General features: G+C 67.0%; 22 protein-coding genes. 7 read left to right on the top strand and 15 right to left on the bottom strand.

Features of this window, described 5'->3' with window-relative positions; all coding sequences use genetic code 11:
• The first annotated feature begins 19 nt into the window (after nucleotides 1–19).
• From BJG92_RS13000 to BJG92_RS12990, 3 genes are all read left to right on the top strand, one after another.
• Complete coding sequence (locus tag BJG92_RS13000) at nucleotides 20–928, top strand: LysR substrate-binding domain-containing protein (protein WP_232084419.1); 909 nt, start codon at nucleotides 20–22, stop codon at nucleotides 926–928.
• Nucleotides 929–1,063: 135 nt separating this feature from the next.
• Entirely contained in the window at nucleotides 1,064–2,245 is a 1,182-nt protein-coding gene (locus BJG92_RS12995; RefSeq protein ID WP_232084418.1) for an acyl-CoA dehydrogenase family protein, read from the top strand.
• Between the two features lie 67 nt (nucleotides 2,246–2,312).
• Nucleotides 2,313–4,097, top strand: a complete 1,785-nt coding sequence (locus BJG92_RS12990) for a diguanylate cyclase (protein WP_232084417.1) — start codon at nucleotides 2,313–2,315, stop codon at nucleotides 4,095–4,097.
• Between the two features lie 65 nt (nucleotides 4,098–4,162).
• Here the strand turns inward: BJG92_RS12990 and BJG92_RS12985 are convergent, their stop codons facing one another.
• The gene (locus BJG92_RS12985; RefSeq protein ID WP_232084454.1) at nucleotides 4,163–5,296 is read right to left on the bottom strand and encodes an acyl-CoA dehydrogenase family protein; all 1,134 of its coding nucleotides are present in this window, start codon (nucleotides 5,294–5,296) and stop codon (nucleotides 4,163–4,165) included.
• Nucleotides 5,297–5,560: 264 nt separating this feature from the next.
• Between BJG92_RS12985 and BJG92_RS12980 the strand changes: the two genes are divergently transcribed.
• Together BJG92_RS12980 and BJG92_RS12975 are read left to right on the top strand one after the other, a co-directional pair.
• Nucleotides 5,561–7,285 (top strand): AMP-binding protein, encoded by a 1,725-nt coding sequence (locus BJG92_RS12980; protein WP_232084416.1) that lies wholly within the window; start codon nucleotides 5,561–5,563, stop codon nucleotides 7,283–7,285.
• A 2-nt stretch (nucleotides 7,286–7,287) separates the two neighbouring features.
• Entirely contained in the window at nucleotides 7,288–7,794 is a 507-nt protein-coding gene (locus tag BJG92_RS12975; protein ID WP_232084415.1) for a MarR family winged helix-turn-helix transcriptional regulator, read from the top strand.
• Between the two features lie 129 nt (nucleotides 7,795–7,923).
• On the opposite strand, the gene BJG92_RS12970 is transcribed toward BJG92_RS12975, so the two are convergent.
• Genes BJG92_RS12970 through BJG92_RS12955 form a run of 4 tightly spaced genes read right to left on the bottom strand, consistent with a single transcriptional unit; the run spans nucleotide 7,924 to nucleotide 12,282 of the window.
• Nucleotides 7,924–8,700 (bottom strand): enoyl-CoA hydratase, encoded by a 777-nt coding sequence (locus BJG92_RS12970; RefSeq protein ID WP_232084414.1) that lies wholly within the window; start codon nucleotides 8,698–8,700, stop codon nucleotides 7,924–7,926.
• 57 nt (nucleotides 8,701–8,757) lie between these two features.
• On the bottom strand, nucleotides 8,758–9,720 hold the full coding sequence (gene mmsB, locus BJG92_RS12965; protein WP_232084413.1) for a 3-hydroxyisobutyrate dehydrogenase: 963 nt from the start codon (nucleotides 9,718–9,720) through the stop codon (nucleotides 8,758–8,760).
• Nucleotides 9,713–10,783, bottom strand: a complete 1,071-nt coding sequence (locus tag BJG92_RS12960; RefSeq protein ID WP_232084412.1) for an enoyl-CoA hydratase/isomerase family protein — start codon at nucleotides 10,781–10,783, stop codon at nucleotides 9,713–9,715. Before BJG92_RS12960 ends, mmsB begins: the two co-directional genes overlap by 8 nt.
• Nucleotides 10,783–12,282 carry a CoA-acylating methylmalonate-semialdehyde dehydrogenase gene (locus tag BJG92_RS12955; RefSeq protein WP_232084411.1) on the bottom strand — a complete coding sequence of 500 codons (1,500 nt, stop codon included), beginning with the start codon at nucleotides 12,280–12,282 and terminating at the stop codon, nucleotides 10,783–10,785. The genes BJG92_RS12960 and BJG92_RS12955 overlap by 1 nt, the downstream gene beginning before the upstream one ends.
• A 167-nt stretch (nucleotides 12,283–12,449) precedes the next feature.
• Between BJG92_RS12955 and BJG92_RS12950 the strand changes: the two genes are divergently transcribed.
• Both BJG92_RS12950 and BJG92_RS12945 read left to right on the top strand, forming a co-directional pair.
• Nucleotides 12,450–13,256, top strand: coding sequence for an exodeoxyribonuclease III (locus BJG92_RS12950; RefSeq protein ID WP_232084410.1), 807 nt, complete (start codon nucleotides 12,450–12,452; stop codon nucleotides 13,254–13,256).
• 31 nt (nucleotides 13,257–13,287) lie between these two features.
• The gene (locus BJG92_RS12945; protein WP_232084409.1) at nucleotides 13,288–14,202 is read left to right on the top strand and encodes a hypothetical protein; all 915 of its coding nucleotides are present in this window, start codon (nucleotides 13,288–13,290) and stop codon (nucleotides 14,200–14,202) included.
• Nucleotides 14,203–14,215: 13 nt separating this feature from the next.
• Here BJG92_RS12945 and BJG92_RS12940 read toward each other — a convergent pair whose 3' ends face one another.
• The 10 genes from BJG92_RS12940 to BJG92_RS12895 all read right to left on the bottom strand — a co-directional run.
• Entirely contained in the window at nucleotides 14,216–15,385 is a 1,170-nt protein-coding gene (locus BJG92_RS12940) for a LacI family DNA-binding transcriptional regulator (protein WP_232084408.1), read from the bottom strand.
• 94 nt (nucleotides 15,386–15,479) lie between these two features.
• Nucleotides 15,480–15,734 (bottom strand): hypothetical protein, encoded by a 255-nt coding sequence (locus BJG92_RS12935; protein ID WP_232084407.1) that lies wholly within the window; start codon nucleotides 15,732–15,734, stop codon nucleotides 15,480–15,482.
• A 26-nt stretch (nucleotides 15,735–15,760) separates the two neighbouring features.
• Nucleotides 15,761–16,660 carry a carbohydrate ABC transporter permease gene (locus BJG92_RS12930; RefSeq protein ID WP_232084406.1) on the bottom strand — a complete coding sequence of 300 codons (900 nt, stop codon included), beginning with the start codon at nucleotides 16,658–16,660 and terminating at the stop codon, nucleotides 15,761–15,763.
• Entirely contained in the window at nucleotides 16,657–17,694 is a 1,038-nt protein-coding gene (locus BJG92_RS12925; RefSeq protein ID WP_232084405.1) for a carbohydrate ABC transporter permease, read from the bottom strand. The genes BJG92_RS12930 and BJG92_RS12925 overlap by 4 nt, the downstream gene beginning before the upstream one ends.
• Nucleotides 17,695–17,701: 7 nt before the next feature.
• Nucleotides 17,702–18,985 carry an ABC transporter substrate-binding protein gene (locus BJG92_RS12920; protein WP_232084404.1) on the bottom strand — a complete coding sequence of 428 codons (1,284 nt, stop codon included), beginning with the start codon at nucleotides 18,983–18,985 and terminating at the stop codon, nucleotides 17,702–17,704.
• Between the two features lie 146 nt (nucleotides 18,986–19,131).
• Nucleotides 19,132–19,740, bottom strand: a complete 609-nt coding sequence (locus tag BJG92_RS12915) for a hypothetical protein (protein ID WP_232084403.1) — start codon at nucleotides 19,738–19,740, stop codon at nucleotides 19,132–19,134.
• Nucleotides 19,737–20,300 carry a hypothetical protein gene (locus BJG92_RS12910; protein WP_232084402.1) on the bottom strand — a complete coding sequence of 188 codons (564 nt, stop codon included), beginning with the start codon at nucleotides 20,298–20,300 and terminating at the stop codon, nucleotides 19,737–19,739. The genes BJG92_RS12915 and BJG92_RS12910 overlap by 4 nt, the downstream gene beginning before the upstream one ends.
• 68 nt (nucleotides 20,301–20,368) lie before the next feature.
• A complete protein-coding gene (locus tag BJG92_RS12905) occupies nucleotides 20,369–20,752 on the bottom strand; it encodes a hypothetical protein (RefSeq protein ID WP_232084401.1) in 384 nt (127 codons plus the stop codon).
• Nucleotides 20,749–20,940, bottom strand: coding sequence for a hypothetical protein (locus BJG92_RS12900; protein ID WP_232084400.1), 192 nt, complete (start codon nucleotides 20,938–20,940; stop codon nucleotides 20,749–20,751). Before BJG92_RS12900 ends, BJG92_RS12905 begins: the two co-directional genes overlap by 4 nt.
• A partial coding sequence (locus tag BJG92_RS12895) for an Asp23/Gls24 family envelope stress response protein (protein WP_232084399.1) occupies nucleotides 20,937–21,262 on the bottom strand: 326 nt, incomplete at its 5' end. The genes BJG92_RS12900 and BJG92_RS12895, both read right to left, overlap by 4 nt.

Here is a 21,262-nt window from a genome sequence, read left to right as displayed (position 1 = left end):
GAGCGGGAGCTGACCGGGCTTGGAAATACAACAGATCCGGGCCTTCCTGGCCGTGGCCGAGGAGCTGCACTTCGGCAGGGCCGCGCTCCGGCTCCACATGGCTCAACCGCCGCTGAGCAGGGCCATCCAACGGTTGGAACACGAACTCAAGGCACAACTTTTTGTCCGCAGCACCCGGACGGTCCAGCTGACTCCGGAGGGTGAGGCGCTGCTGGCACCGGCTCAGGACATCCTCGACGCCTGCCGCCGCTCCAGCCTCGCGGTCGCCTCGGTGGGCCGGGGAGAAACCGGTCGCGTGCGGGTCGCGTTTGCCGGCGTGTCCTCCCACGTCATGGTGGGCAAGCTCGCCAAGCGCGTCCGGGAGACGCACCCCGGCATCGATTTCGAGTTGTCCAGCTCCAACTTCGCGCTGCCGGCCATGGACAAGGTCCTGAGCGGCGCCATGGAAGTGGGCCTGGGCCGCTGGAACTTTATCCCGGCGGTCCTGGCCTCCCGGATCGTGGCCAACGAGCGGCTCGTGGTGGCCTTATACGAAAACCACCCCCTGAGCGGCCGCGATGCGCTGAACATGACAGACCTCGCGGAGCAGCCGTTCGTCACCCTGCCCGAGCATCCGGGATCAATCCTCCACGACCACCTCCGGAGGCTGTCCAGCGCCGCCGGCTACGCCGCGGAGATCGCGCAGGTGGCCCCGGATTCCCAGACGCTCATGGCGCTCGTGGCCGCCGAAATCGGCGTCGCGCTGACCGTGTCCTCGGTGCCGGAGAACTTCAGCCACCCGGGGGTCGTCTTCCTCCCGCTGGAGGACCCCGCCGATGTCATCCAACTGCGGCTGGTCTGGCGGAAGGACAACACCAGCCCGGCGCTGCGGGAGGTCCTTGGGCTTTCGGAAGAGGTCCTGCCGTCGCCGGATGCGACAGCTCATTGATACGCCCAGGACATCAGCGGCTGCAGGATTTGGTATTGGATCTTACGTAATCCAGCTGGCACAGTGGTCGGAGATCGCCGGACCCCAAGAAGCCGGCACCCCAACCAGCCGCATCCGACGCCAGGAGAATAATCCGTGACCGTAGCTGAAGCCACCCTCGTGAACGACGACGTGCTCAACCTGGACAGCCTGCTGACGGCGGAGGAGATCGAGCTGCGCGCCACTGTCCGCGACTTCGTCAACGAACGCATCCGGCCCAGCATTGCCGGCTGGTACGAGGAAGCCCACTTCCCCCTCGAGCTCGTCCCCGAACTCGGGAAGCTGGGCGTCCTCGGAATGCACTTGAAGGGCTACGGCTGCCCCGGCCGGAGCGCCGTCGAGTACGGCCTCGCCGCCATGGAACTGGAGGCCGGGGATTCCGGGCTCCGGACGTTCGTCAGCGTGCAGGGCTCCCTGGCCATGACCGCGATCCACAAGTGGGGATCCGAGGAGCAGAAGAACGAGCACCTGCCGGCGATGGCACGGGGCGAAAAGATCGGCTGCTTCGGGCTGACCGAGCCCTCGGCCGGGTCGGATCCTTCCAGCATGGCGACCTTTGCGGCGCCGGACGGCAAGGGCGGCTGGATCATCAACGGCGCAAAGCGCTGGATCGGCCTGGCTTCCGTCGCCCAGATAGCAGTGATCTGGGCCAACACCAGCGACGGTATCCGCGGATTCATCGTGCCGACGGACACTCCGGGATTCACCGCGACGCCGATCGGGGCCAAGCTGTCCATGCGGGCTTCGATCCAGTGCGACATCGCCCTGGACGACGTCCGCCTTCCGGGTACGGCGCTGCTCCCCGGCGCGCGGGGGCTCAGCGGCCCGTTTTCCTGCCTGAACGAGGCCCGCTACGGAATCATCTGGGGAGCGATGGGCGCCGCCCGGGACTCCTACGAGGCCGCCCTGGCGTACTCCAAAGACCGCCTGCAGTTCGGCAAGCCTCTGGCCGGCTACCAGCTCACCCAGGAAAAGCTGGTCAACATGCTCCTGGAAATCCAGAAGGGAACGCTGCTGGCTATCCATACCGGGCGGCTGAAGGATGCCGGCTCCTTGGAGCCGGTCCAGGTCTCCGTGGGAAAGCTGAATAACGTCCGCGAGGCCATCGCGATCTGCCGCGAGGCCCGCACCATCCTGGGCGGCAACGGCATCACCTTGGATTATTCGCCGCTGCGGCACGCCAACAACCTCGAATCCGTGCGGACCTACGAGGGCACCGATGAGGTCCACACCCTCATCCTCGGTCAGCGCATCACGGGAATCTCCGCGTTCCGCTAGGCGCAGCGCGGACCGTTTAGGGCTTTCACGGTTTCCGTGCGGCAAACGCTGCGTGGATACTAGGGCAATGACTACTCCCAGGACTCCCACCACGGAGACGGCGCCTTTGCCGCCGCTGCCGGAGCTGCCCGCACAGATCCAGGCAGTCCTCAACGGGATTCCGGCAATGGTGGGCTACTGGGACAAGGACCTGCGCAACCGCCTTTCCAACGATGCCTATGGTGAGTGGTTCAAGGCGGACGCCCGGCAGATGCATGGCCTCCACATCAGGGATCTGCTTGGCGAGGAGCTCTTCGCCGAGAACTACCAGTACATCGAGAAGGTGCTCGCCGGTGAGCCGCAGATCTTTGGCGGGACCCTGGTGGATGCCGACGGCAAGACCCGGTACACCCAGGCCTCCTACGTACCGGACCTGCAGGGCGGGGAGATCCAGGGCTTCTTCGTGCTGGTCACCGACATCACGGAGCGCGTGCTGTCCGAACGCCGCCAGCAACGGGACGTGGACCGATACAGGGCGCTGGCGCGCAGCGTCCCCGGCGTCTTCGTGCTGCTGTTTGACTCGGAGCTCCGGTACCTCATCGCCGAGGGGCAGGAGCTGGAAACGTTCGGATACCGCAGTGACGAGATGGAGGGCCGGCTGATCCACGAAGTCCTGCGGGACAACCTGGCTGAGGAGCTGGAGCCGCGCTACCGGGCTGCCCTGGCCGGCCAAGAGGTGTCCTGGAGCCGGCGAATCGGCGATCGCATGTACCGGCTGACGGCCGGGCCGGTCCAGTCGGACGGCGAAACCGTCGGCATGGTGGTCGCAGTCGACGTGACGGAGCGCCGTCGCCAGGAAAAGACCTGGGCAGGACTTCACGAGATCTCTACGGCTATCGCCCGCAACGCGGCGCCGGCTGACATCGCCGAACAAGTTGCGGTCGTTGTCCGGTCGATCTTTGACGTGGATTCGGCGGCGGTCTCGCGCTTCAGCGGCCCCATGGTGGCTGACATCGTGGCGATGGCGCCGGCGCTCCCGTCGGTGTTGAGCCGCAGGCATATTTTCGCGCCAACTGATGCCCCGGCCACCGTCCGCGTGGCCATGACCGGCAAGCCCGCCCTGTCGGTCTACGTCCCGGGCGGCGGACTGGCCGCGGAACAGATGCTGGCTGCAGGCTTCCGCTCCTCGGCGGCGGCTCCGATCCGGGTCTCCGGCTCGCTCTGGGGCGCCCTGGCCCTCACCTCGAAGTCGGAGACCAACCTCACACCGGCGGTACTCAATCAGCTCGCGCAGTTTGCCGAACTCGTGGAAATCGCCATCGGCAATGCCGAGGCCCGTTCGAGTCTTGAACTGCAGGCCAGCACCGATGTCCTTAGCGGCCTGCCCAACCGCCGGGTCCTGGAAGAGAGGCTTGCCCGCGAGACCGAACTGGCGGCCGCCGAGGGCACCAAGCTGAGCGCCATTGTTCTCGACATCGACCATTTCAAGCGGGTCAATGATTCTTTCGGCCACCTAACCGGGGACAAGGTGCTTGCGGCAGTCGCGGGCCGGCTCCGCGAGGTTGCCCGCCAGGGCGAGGTCGTTGCCCGTTTCGGTGGCGAGGAGTTTGTCTGGCTCTTGCCCGGCAGCAACAGCGAAGAGGCGCTGCAGGCTGCGGAGCGGGCCCGGCTGGCGGTCGCCTCCAGGCCTTTCGAAGGCGCCGGCACCATCACCTTGTCCGCCGGTGTCTGCGAACTGCAGGAGGCCGGAGCTCTCGGCATACTGGCCTGCGCGGACCATGCTCTTTATGCCTCCAAACATGCCGGCCGGAACCGCAGCATGCGCTATCGGGCGGCAGTGGCTGCCGAAGCTCAACAGGACCGCAGCGCCTAACCAACGCGGCCTGCCGCTCCTGCCCGGCCGCCGCGCCGCCAGTGCCCGGCCCGCACCTCCGCGGCCTACACGAACGCGGACTTGCCGGTCACGGCCCGGGCCACGATCAGCGAGTTGATTTCGTAGCTGCCCTCATACGTATAGAGGATTTCGGCGTCGCCAAAGAGCTTGCCCATCTCGTAGTCGCTGCTGATCCCGTTGCCGCCCATCAGCGAGCGCCCCATCGCCACGGATGCCCGGGCAAGCCGCGTGGTGGTGGACTTGGCCATCGCCGCCTGGACCATCTCGAGCTTGCCGTCTGCCTGGATTCTGGCCAGCTGCGCCATCAGGGACAGTGAGGCCGAGGCGTTGCCCAGGATCTCGGCCAGCTGCTGCTGGATCAGCTGGAAGCGCGCCAGTTCCTTGCCGAACTGCTTCCGCTCCAGGGAGTAGGAACGCGCGACGTCGAACGCGGCCAGCTGGATGCCGGCAGCCTGCCAGCCCACCCAGGCGCGCGAATCGCGCAGCAGTTCGTTGGCTTTGGAAAAGTCCGTCGCCCCGGGGAGCAGGTTGGACTCCGGGATGCGGACCTCGTTGAGCGCGATATCCGCGTTCTGCATGATCCGCAGCCCGATCTTGTTCGCGATCTTCGTGGCAGTGTAACCGGGGCGGTCCGTCTCCACGATGAAACCCTTGATCTGCTGGTCCGCGACGTCCCGGGCCCAGACCAGGGCGAAGTCCGCAATGGTGCCGGCGCCGATCCAGCGCTTGGCGCCGTTGATGACCCACTCGCCGTTTTCCAGCCGGGCGGTGGTGGCCAGCCCGCCGGCAATATCCGAGCCGTGATCCGGCTCGGTCAGGGCGAACGCGCCGATCTGGGTGAAGGCGGTGAGCCCCGGCAGCCAGCGGACCTTCTGCTCCTCAGAGCCGAGCTGGTCGATCATGCCGACGATCAGCTCGTTGTGGATTCCGACGAGCGCCGAGAGGGAGACATCGGCGCGGGCCACCTCGACGTACATGAGCCCCTTGAACAGTTTGGAGGTGCCGTCCGTCTGCAGGCCGCCGAGCCCGTATTTTCCGAGCTCGGCAAGCAGCCCGAAGGGAAACTCCTCACGGTTCCAGTAGTCAATCGAGGCCGCCCGGATCCGGGACTGGAGGAAGTCGCGGATTTCCTGGTAGCGGGATTGTTCTTCCGGGGACAGCAGATCGACGATGTACATCAGATCGGCGTCCGGGAAGGGCGGCGACGCCGTACCGTCCAGGGCCGCCTTGCCCTCAGTGGCCCTCTGTCCGCTGGCACGTCCTTGTGGCTGCACGGGCATGTATCCCTTCGTCGTGATGCGTTCATGAACCGAGCCTGCTCTTCCAAACCCTTGGATGTCCTAGTATATTGCACAGTGATGGGGATCACTAGGGAACGCGTCATCTCCGGGCGACGGCGCCGGGCTGAGAGGGCTGCGCCACCAGACTTCGAAAGGTGCACCATGACAGTCACTGAGGAATTCCGCGCGGCACGCGACCGCATGCTCGAGCTCCGCTCGGGCTACGAGGCGGCACGCAGCGAATTCCGGTGGCCGCGCTTCGAGCACTTTAACTTCGCCCTGGACTGGTTCGACCAGATCGCGGCGGACCCGGCCAAGGGGGGCAGGCCGGCACTCGTGATCGTCGAGCAGGACGGCTCTGCCACGCGGCGCAGCTTCGCGGACCTGTCCCGCCGCTCCGGCCAGGTGGCGAACTGGCTGCGGGCCCAGGGTGTAAGGCGCGGTGACCGGATGATCATCATGCTGGGCAACCAGGTGGAGCTCTGGGAGCTGATGCTGGCCGGCATCAAACTGGGTCTCGTGATGATCCCGACCACCACCCTGATGGGGCCGGCGGACCTTAAGGACCGGGTGGAGCGCGGCGGAGCGAACTGGGCCGCCGTCGGAAGTGCCAATATCAGGAAGTTTGACGAGGTCCCGGGCGACTACACCCTGATCGAGATCGGTGGCGAGGCCGTGCATCCGGCCGCCGTGCAATACACCGACGCGGCGTCCGCGGCGTCCGACTTCACCGCGGACGCCCCGACGCTGGCCGACGAGACCCTGCTGCTCTACTTCACCTCGGGCACCACGTCCAAGGCCAAGCTCGTGGAGCACACGCACGCCTCCTACCCGGTGGGCCACCTGTCCACGCTGTTCTGGATCGGGATGGAGCCCGGCGACGTGCACCTGAACGTCGCGTCCCCGGGCTGGGCCAAGCATGCCTGGTCCAATGTGTTCACGCCGTGGATCGCCGAAGCCTGCGTCTTCATCTACAACTACGAGCGCTTCGATGCGAAAGCCCTGATGGAGCAGATGGACCGCGAAGCGGTGACCAGCTTCTGCGCCCCGCCGACGGTCTGGCGGATGCTCATCCAGGCGGACCTGACGCAGCTGTTGAACCCGCCCACTAAGGTGGTCTCCGCCGGAGAGCCGCTCAACGCCGAGGTAATCGACCAGGTCCAGCGCGCCTGGGGCCAGACCATCCGTGACGGCTTCGGCCAGACCGAATCCACTGTGCAGATCGCCAATACGCCGGGCCAGCCGATCAAGATCGGGGCGATGGGCAAACCGCTTCCCGGCTACGACGTCGTCCTGGTGGATCCGGCGACCGGGGCGGAAGGCGCCGACGGCGAACTCTGCCTGCGCCTGGACCCCCGGCCCGTGGGGCTGATGAAGGCGTACTACGGCGACCCGGAGAAGACGGCGGAGGCTTTCCGCGACGGCTACTACCACACGGGTGACATGGCCAGCCGGGACGAGCGAGGCATCATCACGTACGTGGGCCGTGGCGACGACGTCTTCAAGTCCTCTGATTACCGGTTGTCCCCGTTCGAGCTGGAAAGTGTGCTGATTGAGCACCCCGCGGTGGCTGAGGCCGCCGTCGTCCCCTCCCCCGACCCGCTCAAGCTCTCCGTGCCCAAGGCGTTCGTGGTCCTGGCCGCTGGCCACGAGGCCGGGCCGGAGCTCGCCGAGGACATTCTGCGGTACTGCCGCGACCATCTGGCCCCGTTCAAGCGGATCCGGAGGCTGGAATTCGCCGAGCTGCCCAAGACCATCTCGGGCAAGATCCGGCGCGTGGAACTCCGGCACAGCGAGGAACTGCGGCACGGCGGCGGGAGCGTCCCGGCCGGCCTGGGCATCGAGTATTCCGAGGCGGACTTCCCCGGCCTGAAGGGGCAGGGCTAGGCATGGGAACGCCGCTCCCGCGTGATCCGATTGCCGATGCCCGGCTGAACTGGGAACGGCACGGCTGGGCCGACGTCGCCGCGCCGATGGCTGCCATCACCGCGATCATGCGGACCCAGCAGATCCTGCTGGCCCGGATCGAAGGAGTGCTCAAGCCGTTCGGGCTGACCTTCGCCCGGTACGAGCTGCTGGCACTGCTGAGTTTTGCCCGCGGCGGCGCGCTGCCCATGAACAAGGCCAGCGCGCTGCTGCAGGTCCATCCCACGTCGGTGACCAACGCCGTCGACCGGCTTCAGGGCGCCGGGCTGGTCCTGCGCTCCCCGCATCCTACGGACGGGCGCACCACCCTGATCGAGCTCACCCCGGAGGGGCGCACGCTCGCCAAACGGGCGACGGCGGTCCTGAACTCCGAGGTCTTCGGCCAGTCCGGTTTCGCCGGGCAGGACGTGGATCAGCTGATCCGGATCCTGGGCACCTTCCGGCGGAACGCCGGCGACTTCAGCGACTGACCCGTTCACTTCGTGTGTGTTCTGACGCGGCCGATTCTGCCTGGCGACGCGCACATCCCCTGCCGCTACGGGTTTCCCGGCCGCGCCAGGGCATTTGCGCAGCGCAGGATCTTTAGCGCGTCGAGCGGCCTAGCGGTGGTTGAATTCCGGCTGGCGCTTCTCGCTGAAGGCTGCCATGCCTTCCTTCTGGTCCTCGGTGGCGAACAGCGAATGGAAGACGCGCCGTTCAAAAAGCACTCCCTGGGCCAGGCCGGTCTCGAAGGCTGCGTTGACTGCTTCCTTGGCCACCATCGCCACGGGCTTGGACTTGGAGGCAATCACTTCGGCGGCCTTGAGGGCTTCCTCGACGACGTCGGCGGCCGGCACCACGCGGGACACCAGACCGGATCGCTCGGCTTCCTCGGCGCCCATGAACCGGCCGGTCAGGATCATGTCCATGGCCTTGGCCTTTCCCACGGCACGGGTGAGGCGCTGCGAGCCGCCCATCCCCGGGAGCACGCCCAGGTTGATTTCGGGCTGGCCGAACTTGGCGTTGTCCCCGGCAATAATGAAATCGCACATCATGGCGAGCTCGCAGCCGCCGCCGAGGGCAAAGCCGGAGACGGCGGCCACCACGGGGATGCGCAGCCGGGTGAAGTCCTCCCAGCCCCGGAACCAGTCCGCGGCATACATGTCCATGTAACCCTTGGATTGCATTTCCTTGATGTCGGCACCCGCCGCGAAGGCCTTGGCGGAACCGGTGACCACCACCGCGCCCACCTCCGGGTCCGCGTCCATGGCGGTCACTGCGGCCACGAGTTCGTCCATGGTGGCCTTGTTGAGGGCGTTGAGCGCCTCGGGCCGGTTAAGCGTCACAAGGCCCACCCTGCCGCGTCGCTCCACCAGAATGTTTGCGTATTCAGTCATGCCTGTCCCCTCAGCTGATGCTCGGATGTGCCTGGTTTGTCTAGTTGCCTGGTTTGCCTAGTGTGCGGACTTGTCCCGGATATCGGTGATGATGCCGGAGAAATCCCGGCCCGCACCGCCTTCCGCGGCAAAGGTATCGTAAATTTCGGCGGCCAGCGGCCCCAGCCGGGCTGCCACACCGGTGCTTTCGAGCGCGTTGAGCGCCAGCTTGAGGTCCTTGGCCATGAGGGCTCCCGCGAAGCCGGGCTGGTAGTCACGGTTGGCAGGGCTCGCGGGTACCGGCCCCGGCACCGGACAGTTGGTGGTCAGCGCCCAGCACTGGCCCGAGGCCGCGGAGGCGACGTCGAACAAGGCCTGGTGCGTCAGCCCCAGCTTCTCGCCCAGGACGAAGGCCTCGCTCACGGCGATCATCGAGACGCCGAGGATCATGTTGTTGCAGATCTTCGCCGCCTGCCCGGCGCCGTGCTCCCCGCAGTGGACGACGCGTTTGCCCATGACCTCCAGCATCGGCGTGACCGACTCGAAGTCCTCCGGACGCGCCCCCACCATGAACGTCAGGGTGCCGGCCTCGGCGCCCACGACCCCGCCGGACACGGGAGCGTCGACGGCCCGGTGGCCGGCGGCGACGGCCAGTCCGGCCGCCTCGCGGGCCTCGTCCACGTTGATCGTGGAGCAGTCCAGGAACAGGGTGTCCGGTGCCGCGGTGGCGAGCAGGCCAGGCTGGCCGGCCGTGCCGCGGTAGGCGTCCAACAGGTGCCTGCCGCTGGGCAGCATGGTGAGCACGACGGCGGCCCCCGCCACGGCTCCGGCGGCGGTGTCTGCGGTGGCGATGCCGTGTGCGCGGGCCGCCTCCAGCGCCGCGGGCATGAGGTCGAACCCGGTCACCGGGTAGCCGGCCTTGACCAGGTTGACCGCCATCGGCCCGCCCATATGGCCGAGGCCCAGGAACGCGATGGCGCCAGGTTGGGCCCCGGACAGGACCGGGCCGGACGGCGATTCAGGCTGCTGTGCCTCAGACATTGTCGCGCTCCCTAAGCTTGAGTTCGCGGTCGCCCAGCGGCGCAAAGTAGGACTCGACGTTCTCGCGGCTGACCTGCGCCAGCGTGGCAGGCTGCCAGCGCGGGTTGCGGTCCTTGTCCACTACCTGGGCGCGGATGCCCTCGCGGAAGTCAGGCCCGGCCAGGAACCGCAGCCCCACCCGGTACTCCTGCTCGAGGGCTGCCTCGAGGCTCAGCCCACGGACGCGGCGCAGGGATTCCAGCGCCACCTTCACGGCAGTCGGGGACTTGGCCTCGATGGTGTCGGCCGCGTCCGCGGCCTCGCCCCCGGCGGTCCGCAGCCGGTCCAGGATCTCCCCGGCGTCGTCGCCGGCGTAGCAGACGTCGATCCACTCCTGCTGTGCCGCGACCACGGAGGACGGCGCCGGCTCGGTGAAGCGCGCGACGGCGTCGTCCGCGGGTTCGTTCTCCAACGCCTCGGCCAGCTCCGGGAGCCGCGCCGACGGCACGAAATGGTCCGCGAGTCCCAGGAACAGCGCGTCGGCGCCGCTCAGGTGCGCGCCGGTCAGTGCGGCATGGGTGCCCGTCTCCCCGGGCGAGCGTGAGAGCAGCAGGGTCCCGCCGACGTCGGGCACAAAGCCGATCGTTGTTTCGGGCATTCCCATCCGGGTGCGTTCGGTGACGATCCGCACCGAGCCGTGCGCGGAAATCCCGACTCCGCCGCCCAGGACCAGTCCGTCCATGAATGCCACATACGGCTTGGGAAAGCCGGAAATGAGCGAGTTCAGCCGGTATTCCTCGGCCCAGAAGGCAGACGTCGCGTCGCCGCCGTCGATCATGTCGCGGTAGATGGCCACGATGTCGCCGCCGGCGCACAACCCCCGCTCACCGGCCCCGCGGACCAGTACGGCGGCCACGGCGTCGTCGTCGGCCCAGAGGGTGAGCTGCTCCAGCATGGCGGATGCCATGCCCGCGGTGAGCGCGTTGACGGCCTGGGGCCGGTTGAGCGTGACCACGCCCAGCCGGCCGCGCCGTTCGAACAGCACGTCCGCGGGCGGGAACGCCTCGGAGTGCTTCCCCGTCATCAGCTGCCTTCCGGCATCACGAAGCTGGCACCGGTGCGGATGCCCGAGGGCCAGCGGGTGGTGACCGTCTTGGTCTTGGTGTAGAAGCGGAACGCGTCGGCGCCGTGCTGGTTGAGGTCGCCGAAGCCGGAGGCCTTCCAGCCGCCGAAGGTGTAGTAGGCAATCGGCACCGGGATCGGGACATTGATGCCCACCATGCCTACCTGGACCCGGCTGGCGAAGTCACGGGCGGAGTCACCGTCGCGGGTGAAGATGGCCACGCCGTTGCCGAATTCGTGCTCGCTGCAAAGGCGCAGGGCCTCGTCGTAGTCGTTGGCGCGGAGCACGCTGAGTACCGGTCCGAAGATCTCCTCTTTGTAGATCGTCATGTCCTTGGTGACGTTGTCGAAGAGTGTGGGCCCGACCCAGAATCCGCCCTCGTAGCCCTCCACCTTAAGGCCACGGCCGTCCGTCAGCAGGCTGGCGCCCTCGTCGACGCCGGCCTGGATGTAGCCTTCGATCCGTTCCTTGGCCGAGGCCGCCACCACCGGGCCGAAGTCCGAGTCCTTGGCGAGGCTGTGGCCGACCTTGAGGTCGGCGATCCGCTCCTGCAGCTTGGCCACGAGGGCGTCGGCCGTGGCCTTGCCCACCGGGACAGCCACCGAGATGGCCATGCAGCGTTCCCCGGCGGAGCCGAAGCCGGCGCCCATCAGCGCATCGGCGGCCATGTCCAGGTCCGCGTCCGGCATGATGACCATGTGGTTCTTGGCGCCGCCGAAGCACTGCGCACGCTTGCCGTTCGCGGCCGCCGTGGCGTAGATATACTGGGCTATGGGTGTGGAGCCGACGAAACCGATGGCCTGGACCCTGGGGTCCTCCAGCAGCGCATCCACGGCTTCCTTGTCCCCGTTGACGACGTTGAACACGCCGGCCGGCAGGCCGGCCTCAGTGAAGAGCTCGGCCAGTCGCAGCGGCACGGAGGGGTCCCGTTCCGAGGGCTTGAGGATGAAGGAGTTGCCGGCGGCAAGGGCCGGTCCGGACTTCCAGAGCGGGATCATCGCGGGGAAATTGAACGGAGTGATGCCGGCGACGACGCCGAGGGGCTGGCGCAGCGAATGGACGTCGATGCCGGTTCCGGCATTGTCCGTGAATTCGCCCTTGAGCAGGTGCGGGGCGCCGGCGGCGAATTCCACGACCTCGATGCCGCGCTGGATGTCACCTTTCGCGTCGAGGAAGGTTTTGCCGTGCTCGGAGGAGAGCAGGGTGGCGAGTTCGTCCAGGTTCTGGTTGACCAGATCGACGAACTTGAGCAGGATCCTGCCGCGCCGCTGCGGGTTCATGGCGGCCCATTCGAGCTGTCCCTTTTCGGCGTTGGAGACCACGTTGCGGACTTCCTCGGTGCTGGCCAGCGGGACCCTGGCCTGGACCTCGCCGGTGCACGGATCGTAGACGTCGCTGAAGCGCCCTGAGGTGCCTTCGACATGCTGTCCGTCAATGTAGTGGGATAGCTCGCGAACCATGATGGAATGCTCCTTTGCACCGTGTGATTGCCGTAGTGACGGTCAGGCCGCCTGTGACCCACGCCATGTTCCTCTCCTGAATATACTCGGACTTCCTACTAAATTCCAGAGGGCCCCGGCGGGCCGGGCAGCTTCTTCCGGCCGCCAAGTTCGGTAAGTTAGGGAGTGTGAAGATCGCTACCTGGAATGTAAACTCGCTCCGCGCCCGTGCCGACCGCGTTGAAGCCTGGCTTCAGCGCACCGACTGTGATGTCCTGGCCATCCAGGAGACCAAGTGCAAGGACGAGAACTTCCCCTGGGAATTGTTCGAAAATATGGGCTATGAGGTGGCGCACTTCGGCCTGAGCCAGTGGAACGGCGTGGCGATCGCCTCCCGCGTAGGGCTCGACGACGTCGAACGCACCTTCATGGACCAGCCGCTATTCGGCAAGAACGGCAAGGATGCCGTGCAGGAGGCCCGGGCGATCGGCGCCACCTGCGGCGGCATCCGCGTTTGGAGCCTTTACGTCCCCAACGGCCGGGCGCTCGACGACGAGCACATGCCCTACAAGCTCAGCTGGCTGGACACACTGAAGACCCACGCCCAAGGCTGGATCAAGGAGAACCCCGAGTCACAGATCGCCCTCATGGGCGACTGGAACATCGCCCCGCGGGACGAGGACGTCTGGGACATCGACTACTTCCGGGCCAACGCCCTCACCCATGTCAGCGAACCGGAGCGGGCAGCCTTCCGGGCCTTCGAAGACGCCGGCTTCCAGGACGTCGTCCGCCCGCACGCCCCGGGCCCCGGCGTCTACACGTACTGGGACTACACCCAGCTGCGGTTCCCCAAGAAGGAAGGCATGCGGATCGACTTCGTACTGTCCTCCCCCGCCTTGGCCGCACGGGTCACCGGTGCCGTGATCGACCGCGAGGAACGCAAGGGCAAGGGCGCCTCGGACCACGCCCCCGTGATCGTGGAGCTGAGCGACTGATGGGCGCAGCCCAGGGACGCGTCGTGATCCGGTGACGGGGAACCTGTACCGGGGGCAGGCCGGGCTTCCGTTCTCCTCGGCGCTGCGGGTCTATGAGCCCCTGGGAGCATTCCCGGCGGACCAGCAGGAGGCCCTGCGAGCGGCCGGCGGCCGGAGCGCTTCCCGCGCAGCCGTCGAAAACGCGGAGCTGCTGGCCTCCCTGGGCCGCATCACCCGCCCCGGCGGGGATCCGTTCCCCACCGGCCGGACCGATCTGGTGCGCGTCGTCACGGCAGCGCACCGTACCGGAACGCACAGGGCCCCGGCCGCAGGGGAACCCGTCGCCGGCCCCGCCGGCACAGCACCGCGGGAGCAGCTGCTGTACTGCCCGAGCCAGCTGGTCCTGCGGGCGGGCCTGGCGGCTAATGCCCTCATGGAAGGGATTCATGGCCCGCTGGCCCAGCTGCTGATCCCCGAGGAGCAGCGGGACAGGCACCAGGAACGGATCGATGAGGTACGGGCCCACACGGGACTTGGCCGGGTCCATACCCGGGCGTCCACCTGGGGCATCCCGTTCAGCTGGTTCTGCCTCTTCCAGGAGTCAGATCCCACCGACGTCGTGGAATCCGAGGGGCACATCGTGACAGTGCGCATTCGCGCGACGATCGGGGAAGCCCTGGAGCGGGTCCGCTATGCGGTGGCCCATCTGGCCCTGGCCGCGCCTGATCTGGACATGCTCGAGGACCTGACCCAGCTCACCGAGTGGCTGGAACTCTTCCATCCGGATTCACTGGTGGAACTTGACTACGGCGCCGTGGCGGACAAGGTCTTCCCCGACGATTCCCCGCTTGATGTGAGGCTGGGCATCGAGTGCCTGGCCGAGGGCGATATGACCGGCGCGGCTGCCGCCTACCGCCGGCTGGCCTCCCGCTGGATCCCGATCCGGCAGTTGGCCCGCGCTTCCTGACGCCCCTCCACCCTCAGCTCGCCTGCGGGGCGGGACTGCCCCGCAGGTCCCGGGTGCCCGCTGCACGGGTGGCCGCCGCCCGGGCGGAGGTGCCCGCGGCGCGGGTGGCCGCCGCCCGGGCGGAGGTGCCCGCGGCGCGGGGCGGCGCCGTCGTCCCCCGCACGATCAGCCGGTGCGGGGCGATCGTGGACCGCACCGCCCCGGCGTTGCCGTCGAGCTCGTCGAGGAGCATCTTAGTCCCCAGCTCGGCCTGCTCGTCGGGGCGCTGCCCCACCGTGGTGAGACCGATGGCCTCGGAAAAGTCGTGGTCATCGATCCCGATCACGGAAAGGTCCTCCGGAACGCGGACGCCGGCCCGGTTGGCCTCGAAAATGACCCCCATGGCCATCTCGTCCGAGGCGCAGAAGATGGCAGAGGGCTTCGGCCCGGGCCGGTTCCAGAGCCGTTTGAAGGCCGCCTGGCCGCTGGGAACGGTGAAGTCACCCCGTTCATCCCACTCCGGCCGGGCGTCCAGCCCGGCCTCGGCCATCAGGTCCTTGAAGGCCCTGATCCTGACCCTCGGGACGTCGAAGTTCAGGTCGGTTTCGTCGTCGCCGTGCAGCAGGGCGATGTCCCGGTGCCCGAGCTCGATCAGGTGGCGGACCGCGGTCGAGGCGGCGGCGTAGTCGTCGATCCCGATATAGGGGCACTCCTCGACATGGCCGCCGACGACGACGAGCGGGATGTCGATCTTCTGGAGGTGTTCGATCTCGTCGTGGGTCAGGGCCATACACAGCACGAGGAGGGCGTCGATCTGTTTGTAGACCATGGTCTTGCTGAAGAGCCTCTCCCGGTTGCTGCCGTGGCCGCCCAGGTTGAAGAGCGAGAGGTTGTACTGGCGGGCATGAAGTTCCCGATCCGCACCCTCGATGGCCTTGGAGAAGAACCAGCGGCTCACGAACGGTGCCAGCACACCGATGGTCTTAGTGCGCCCGGTCGCCAGGCCGGAGGCAGAGGAGGAGGCCACGTAGCCCATCGTTTCGGCGACAGCCAGGATCTTCTCCCGTGTAGCGGGCGAGACCCTGGGCAACCCCCTGACGGCACGGGACACGGTGGCCGTTGAGACACCGGCTGCAGCGGCCACGTCCTCGATGCTGACGCCCGCGTGGCCAGCCCGCTGCGCCCTGTCTGATGTCCGTGCCACCGTGTCCCCTTGTCGACTGTCTGCGGACCCCTCCCCGGAAGTCCGCAGAACCGCACTATCTAGCCTCCCCCGGGGCAACGTGTTTCTTCCGGCTTCAGCGGCGCCGGGTCGCCGTCCGTCCGGGCAAACGACGGCGAAGCCTGACCATCCCGTAGATTGCCAGCAGCGTTGCCAGCAGTCCGAGGGCCCAGCCAAGGGCCGGCTGGGCCGTCACCTCCATCCAGACTGTGACCACCAGAAGCACGAGCGCCCAGAAGCCGAGAAAGCCGATGATGATGTCGAAGTCCTCCCCGGAACGCACCTTTCGATGCACTCGGGGCACATGGCCCTGGTTCTGCTTGTCCGTCATGGCACCACCGTCAAGGGACGGCACAGTCACTTAACCGCACCGGCGGTGAGGCCGGCTACGATCTTGCGCTGGAACACCAGCACCAGAATGACCAAGGGGATGGTCACGATGGTGCCCGCAGCCATGATCGCGGTGTACGGGACCTGGTTTGGCTGCGCGCCGGCAAAGCTGGCAATGGCCACAGTGACCGGCTGCGTTGCGTCGGACGAGAGCTGGCTGGCGATCAGGAATTCATTCCAAGAGGAGATGAACGCGAGAATGGCGGTCGTAAAGATGGCCGGCGCCGCCAGCGGCATGATCACCTTCCGGAATGCCTGCCCCTGGGTGCAGCCGTCCACGCGCGCCGATTCCTCGAGCTCCCATGGCATCTCCCGGAAGAAAGACGTCATGGTGTAGACGGTCAGTGGCAGCACGAACGAGATGTTCGGGATGATCAGGGCCTGGTAGGTGCCGATCCAGCCGATGTTGGTGAACAACTGGAACAGCGGGGTGATGAGGGCGACGCCGGGGAACATGGAGGCCCCCAGGATGAAGCCCAGCACGAGGTACTTGAACCGGAAGTTCAGGCGGGCCAGCGCGTAGGCGGCAAACACACCGATCAGCAGCGACACGATGGTCACCACTGAGCCGATGAACAGGCTGTTGATCAGTGCCTGTCCGAAGTGGTTGCCAAAGGACGTGTCGAACGCCGTCTTGAAGTTGTCCAGCGTTATGTGGGTCGGGAACACCGACGTGTCGTAGGTGAAGCCGACGTCGCGGAACGCCGTCACCACCATCCAGTAGGCCGGAGCGAGGCACCAGATGAGGATCACGGCCGCGCTGATGTACGTGCGCCCAGAGGCCAACTTCTCGCGGTTCTGAGCGGTTTTCCGTCCCCGGTCCTGCTCTGCGCGCAGCTCGGTAGCTGCGGTGGTCGCGGCGGTCATTTCTTCCCCCTACCGGTGGCGCCGCTCTGTTCCACGACGTTCGCCCCGAGGAAGCGCACGAAGATGAAAGCGACAAGAAAGATGATGATGAAGGTGATGGTGGACAGCGCCGCCGCCGCGTTAAATCCTTGCCTGATCTGGTTGATCACCAGGATGGACAGCGTGGTCGTGTTGTTGGCCCCGCCCGTCAGGATGTAAGGGAGGTCGAACATGCGCAGGGCGTCCAGGGTGCGGAACAGGATGGCCACCATCAGCGCCGGCTTGACCAGCGGCAGGGTGATCATCCGGAACCGCTGCCAGGCGGAGGCTCCGTCGACCTTTGCCGCCTCGTACACCTCCGCGGGAATCATCTGCAGGCCGGCGAGAATCAACAACGCCATGAAGGGAGTCGTCTTCCAGACGTCCGCGATAATCACTGCCCACCTGGCCGGCCATTCGCTGCCCGTCCACAGGATGGTGGTACTGAAGAGTTTGTTGCCGATGCCTTCGAAGGCAAAGATGAACAGCCACAGCTTGGCCGTCACGGCGGTGGGGATGGCCCACGGCACCAGGACAGCAGCCCGGACCAGGCTGCGGCCCTTGAAGGTCCGTGCCATGATGACTGCCATCCAGAAGCCGAGGACCGTTTCCAGAGTCACCGTGACGATGGTGAAGAAGAAGGTCGTACCTGTGGCGGACCAGAATTGCGCACCGAGGGTGCCTGGCGGGCAGGCCACGGTTCCGCCGCCCGGTGCGGCACACTGCTGGAAGATCCAATTGGTGTAATTCGAGAACCCGGCCGGCCCGCCCTCGGTGAACAGACCAGTGGCCGGATCAAGGCCGGCATCCTGCTGGAACGACATGATGACGGCGCTGATGATCGGATAGACGATCACGATGGCCAGCGCGAGGATTGTCGGCGCGAGCAGCCAGGCCGCCCAGCGGCCCTGGCTGGCGATGGCGTTGTCCTCCCCTACGCCCTTGGGGGCGTGGTGGATCGGGGTCCCGCCCGACACCGGTTCCTTGACCGGCGTCGGGCCCAATTCGGTTGCCATGACGGACCTACTGTCCCGCGCTAGCGGATTCGATGGACTTCTGCATGTCGGAAAGGGCGGTCTCTGCGGTCTTTTCGCCCTTGATGGCTGAGTACGCGTTCTCCTGGATTGCCTTGGTCACGGCCGGGTAGAACGGGGTGACCGGACGCGGTACAGCATTTTCAATCGAGGTCTTGAGCACCGGCAGGTACGGCAGCTTCGCGACGAGATCCTTGTCGTCGTAGAGCTTGCCGAGCACCGGTGCCAGCGAACCCTGAGTTGCGAAGAACTTCTGGGTCTCCTCGGTGGTGAGGAACTTCAGGAAGTCCAGTGCCGTGGCCTTGTTCTTCGAGTAAACGCTGACCGCGGCGCTGTGGCCGCCGAGCGATGACGAGCCCGGCCCGGTCAGGCCCGGGAGGGCGGCCATTCCGAGAACGTCCTTGACCTTGGACGATCCTTCAGTGGTGGCCAGGTTGTAGACGTAGGGCCAGTTGCGCAGGAAGAGCAGCTTGCCGTCCTGGAACGCCTGGCGGCTTTCCTCTTCCTGGAAGGTGATGCCTTCCTTCGGGATCTGGCCGCCGGCGTAGGCCTTGGTCAGATTCTCGAGACCAGCCTTGGCCTCGGGCGTGTTCAGGCTCGGCTTGCCGTCCTTGTCCAGCACGGCCCCGCCAGCGGAGTTGATCGCCTCAGAGGCGTTGACCGTGAGCCCCTCGTATTTCTTGAACTGGCCGGCGTAGCAGCCCATGTTGTTGGCCGTGGCGATGGAGCACATGCTCATCATTTCGGCCCAGGTCTTCGGCGCCGTGGGCACCAGGTCCTTGCGGTAGTAGAGGATGCCGCCGTCGGATGATTCCGGAACCGCGTAGAGGGTGCCCTTGTAGGAGGCTGCCTCGACAGTCGGCTTCAGCATGGCCGAGGTGTCCAGCGCCATCTTGTCCTTGAGCGGCTGTAGCCAGCCCTTGGCCGCGAATTCGGCGGTCCAGACGACGTCGACACTCGCAACGTCGTAGTTGGCGTCCTTGGCCTGGAAGTGCTGGACCAGGTCGTCATGCTGCTGGTCGGCGTTGTCGGTCTGTTCCTTGAACGTGACCTTCTCGTTCGGGTGGGCGGCGTTCCACTTTTCGATCAGCGGACGGATCACGTTGCTGTTGTCCTTGCCCTGGACGTAGGTGATGGGCCCGCGCCCGTCCAGGCCCTGCGCGGCGTCGCCGCCGCCTGAGCTCGTGGTGCCGCCTCCGCCACCACAGGCCGAAAGGGTAAGGGCCAGAACGCCTGCTGTGGCTACTGGAAGTAGGAATTTGGGGGTTTTCATACTGGGGGCTCCTCGCTGAGTACCGGTAAGAACGTCGATGCCGTTGGTGTGGTGACCATCACCATAATCAACATGCGATGGGGAATGCAAGCGTTTACATCACTGTTTATCGAAAGGAGATGCGCGCCTCGGCGGGCCGGTCCCGCTCAGAGGACACGCTCGGCCCGCCCGAACCGGGACCTCGTCCCGGAGCCGATGTGAATGAGCACAAGGGTGCGCTTGCCGATCACAGCGTCGAGCGCCTCGACGAGGGCAGACACGTCGGCGGCGAGCGCGTGCGGGGCCACGCCTTGGCGGGGCTCCACGCGGATCTTGAGGGCAGGTTTGCCGCGGACCTCATAGGTGGCGACGGTGGCTCCGGCAAGATCCGCACGGCCGGCCAGTGCTGCCCGCAGCGCCTGCTCGGCCACGCCTCCGCCGATCCGGACGGTCCCGGGGACCTCGCCCTGGTCCTCTTCCGCCACCAGGAAATTGGCCCGGCCCTTGCCCTGCTGGGCGACCCAGGCAACCATGGAACCAATCACCACCAGCAGCAGCGCCAGCACAATCCACGGCCCGCTCGCCTGCCCCCCGGGGAAGCGCATGGACTCAAAAAGATCACTAACATTGCTCCACGCCCCTACCGACCAGCCCTGCCACCAGGCGCCCACTGCCGGAACGCTGGCCAACAGGATCAGGAGGGCGCCGACGGCAAGGACGATGATGCCCAGGACGGCGATAAGCATCCGGTTGAGAAGCCTGGGGGTCCCGTTCATGCGCCGATCACTCCCTCCGGGGTCACGTTAATGCGGGCCTCCGGCATCGGGGACGGCCCCATCGCCCGGAGCTCGTCGTTGACCGCCGCCAGCATGGCATCCGAACGCAACGGGACCCCGGAAGTCGGGCGCACATTGACGAGTACGCGGTTCCGCGACACGACCACCATCACCTGCTCGGGCCCGACGTTGGCGGCCAGCCGGGCCCGGCGCGCCAGCGCGGAGGCAATGACTTCGTCGTCCACCACCACGGCGGCGCGGCGGTCCCAGAGGAGGTGGCGGGCCCTGCGGCCAGGCAATACGGCATTGAGGAAGAAATACAAGCCGGCCATCACCAGCACGGCGCCGAGGACGCCGAGCAGGACCGGCCGGACCCCGCCCGGGAGCCCCACGATCAGTGTCATGGCGGCTTCCGGATCCACGAGCCATGGCGGCTGCCCGAAGGCGCGGAGGGCTGTTTCGAGCAGGGCGAAGCCGCAAAGGGCAATCACGAGAACGGCGGCGATGACCGCCGGCACGGCCCGTGAGGAACGGGTTTCGCGCTTGATGATCCGTTCCATGCCGGCAGTTCCCGCCCCGGTCGCCGGCGCGGCGTTGTGCCCGGGGTTCCGGTTTTCCGTCTGGTGGCTCAGCGGACCCGCCCTCCTTCGTGCACCCGGACGCCGCTGATCCGGATGTCCACCCGGCTCAGCCGGGCGCCGCTCAGCTCCGTCACGAGCCGGAGGATCGAGGCCTTAGCGGCCACAGTCCGATCCCAGACGGTGCCGCCCAAGGCCGCCACCCGGCCCGGGTCCCGGAGGACAGCCGACAGCCCGGGCACGGTGATGGGTGCGACGACGGACAAAGCCAGCAGCCCGCCGTCGTCGGACCAGCCGGCCCGGACATCGTGGGGGGCCACGCCCAAGGCCTCCGCCGCGGCGGCCTGCGCCAGAGTGGTCAGGGCCTGGGTGCTGATCCGGTTGTGTCCGGCCAGCGCGGGGCTGCGGACCACGGCCCCGGCCGTAGCGCTCATGAGGAGGAACGCCGGCCGGTGAGGGCGTCGAGCACGCCGCGCAGGTCCAGTTTCCCCTCCGCGGCCCGGCCCAGCATGGCCCCGATTCCCATGAACAGCAGGGCACCGAGGAAGCCCCAGACGCCAAACTGGAACGACATGAACGCCACGAAGGCGCCTATCGCGATCCCCACAACGGTCAGATTCACTGGGTTGCCTCCCTCGCCGGCCGCGGTTCGCCCTGCGTGCCGGGCTTCGCCGGGCCGGGCACGAACACGTCATTGATCTCTACATTGACTTCAATGACCTGGAGTCCGACGAGCTCCTCGACCGCAGAGTAGACAGCGGCCCGGACCTGGTTGGCGAGGGCCTGGAGGGGTGTTCCGTACAGCGCCACCAGGTCGATATCCACAGCCACCTGGGTGTCGCCCACCTCCGCATGGACTCCGGCGGCGTGGTCCGTGCCGCCAACCGCGTCACGGAACGCCCCGAGTGCGCGGGAGGGGCCCGATCCCAGGGAATAGACACCCG

This window comes from Arthrobacter sp. SO5 (genome assembly GCF_020532805.1).
Taxonomy (GTDB): domain Bacteria; phylum Actinomycetota; class Actinomycetes; order Actinomycetales; family Micrococcaceae; genus Arthrobacter.
This window is presented reverse-complemented; position numbering and strand designations above follow the sequence as displayed.

Excerpts from the sequence above, each read along its gene's own strand:
- BJG92_RS12990 (WP_232084417.1), top strand. The coding sequence starts at position 2,313 with ATGACTACTCCCAGGACTCCCACCACGGAGACGGCGCCTTTGCCGCCG.
- BJG92_RS12985 (WP_232084454.1), bottom strand. The coding sequence starts at position 5,296 with ATGTACATCGTCGATCTGCTGTCCCCGGAAGAACAATCCCGCTACCAG.
- BJG92_RS12980 (WP_232084416.1), top strand. The coding sequence starts at position 5,561 with ATGACAGTCACTGAGGAATTCCGCGCGGCACGCGACCGCATGCTCGAG.
- BJG92_RS12975 (WP_232084415.1), top strand. The coding sequence starts at position 7,288 with ATGGGAACGCCGCTCCCGCGTGATCCGATTGCCGATGCCCGGCTGAAC.
- BJG92_RS12970 (WP_232084414.1), bottom strand. The coding sequence starts at position 8,700 with ATGACTGAATACGCAAACATTCTGGTGGAGCGACGCGGCAGGGTGGGC.
- mmsB (WP_232084413.1), bottom strand. The coding sequence starts at position 9,720 with ATGTCTGAGGCACAGCAGCCTGAATCGCCGTCCGGCCCGGTCCTGTCC.
- BJG92_RS12960 (WP_232084412.1), bottom strand. The coding sequence starts at position 10,783 with ATGACGGGGAAGCACTCCGAGGCGTTCCCGCCCGCGGACGTGCTGTTC.
- BJG92_RS12955 (WP_232084411.1), bottom strand. The coding sequence starts at position 12,282 with ATGGTTCGCGAGCTATCCCACTACATTGACGGACAGCATGTCGAAGGC.
- BJG92_RS12935 (WP_232084407.1), bottom strand. The coding sequence starts at position 15,734 with ATGACGGACAAGCAGAACCAGGGCCATGTGCCCCGAGTGCATCGAAAG.
- BJG92_RS12930 (WP_232084406.1), bottom strand. The coding sequence starts at position 16,660 with ATGACCGCCGCGACCACCGCAGCTACCGAGCTGCGCGCAGAGCAGGAC.
- BJG92_RS12925 (WP_232084405.1), bottom strand. The coding sequence starts at position 17,694 with ATGGCAACCGAATTGGGCCCGACGCCGGTCAAGGAACCGGTGTCGGGC.
- BJG92_RS12920 (WP_232084404.1), bottom strand. The coding sequence starts at position 18,985 with ATGAAAACCCCCAAATTCCTACTTCCAGTAGCCACAGCAGGCGTTCTG.
- BJG92_RS12915 (WP_232084403.1), bottom strand. The coding sequence starts at position 19,740 with ATGAACGGGACCCCCAGGCTTCTCAACCGGATGCTTATCGCCGTCCTG.
- BJG92_RS12910 (WP_232084402.1), bottom strand. The coding sequence starts at position 20,300 with ATGGAACGGATCATCAAGCGCGAAACCCGTTCCTCACGGGCCGTGCCG.
- BJG92_RS12905 (WP_232084401.1), bottom strand. The coding sequence starts at position 20,752 with ATGAGCGCTACGGCCGGGGCCGTGGTCCGCAGCCCCGCGCTGGCCGGA.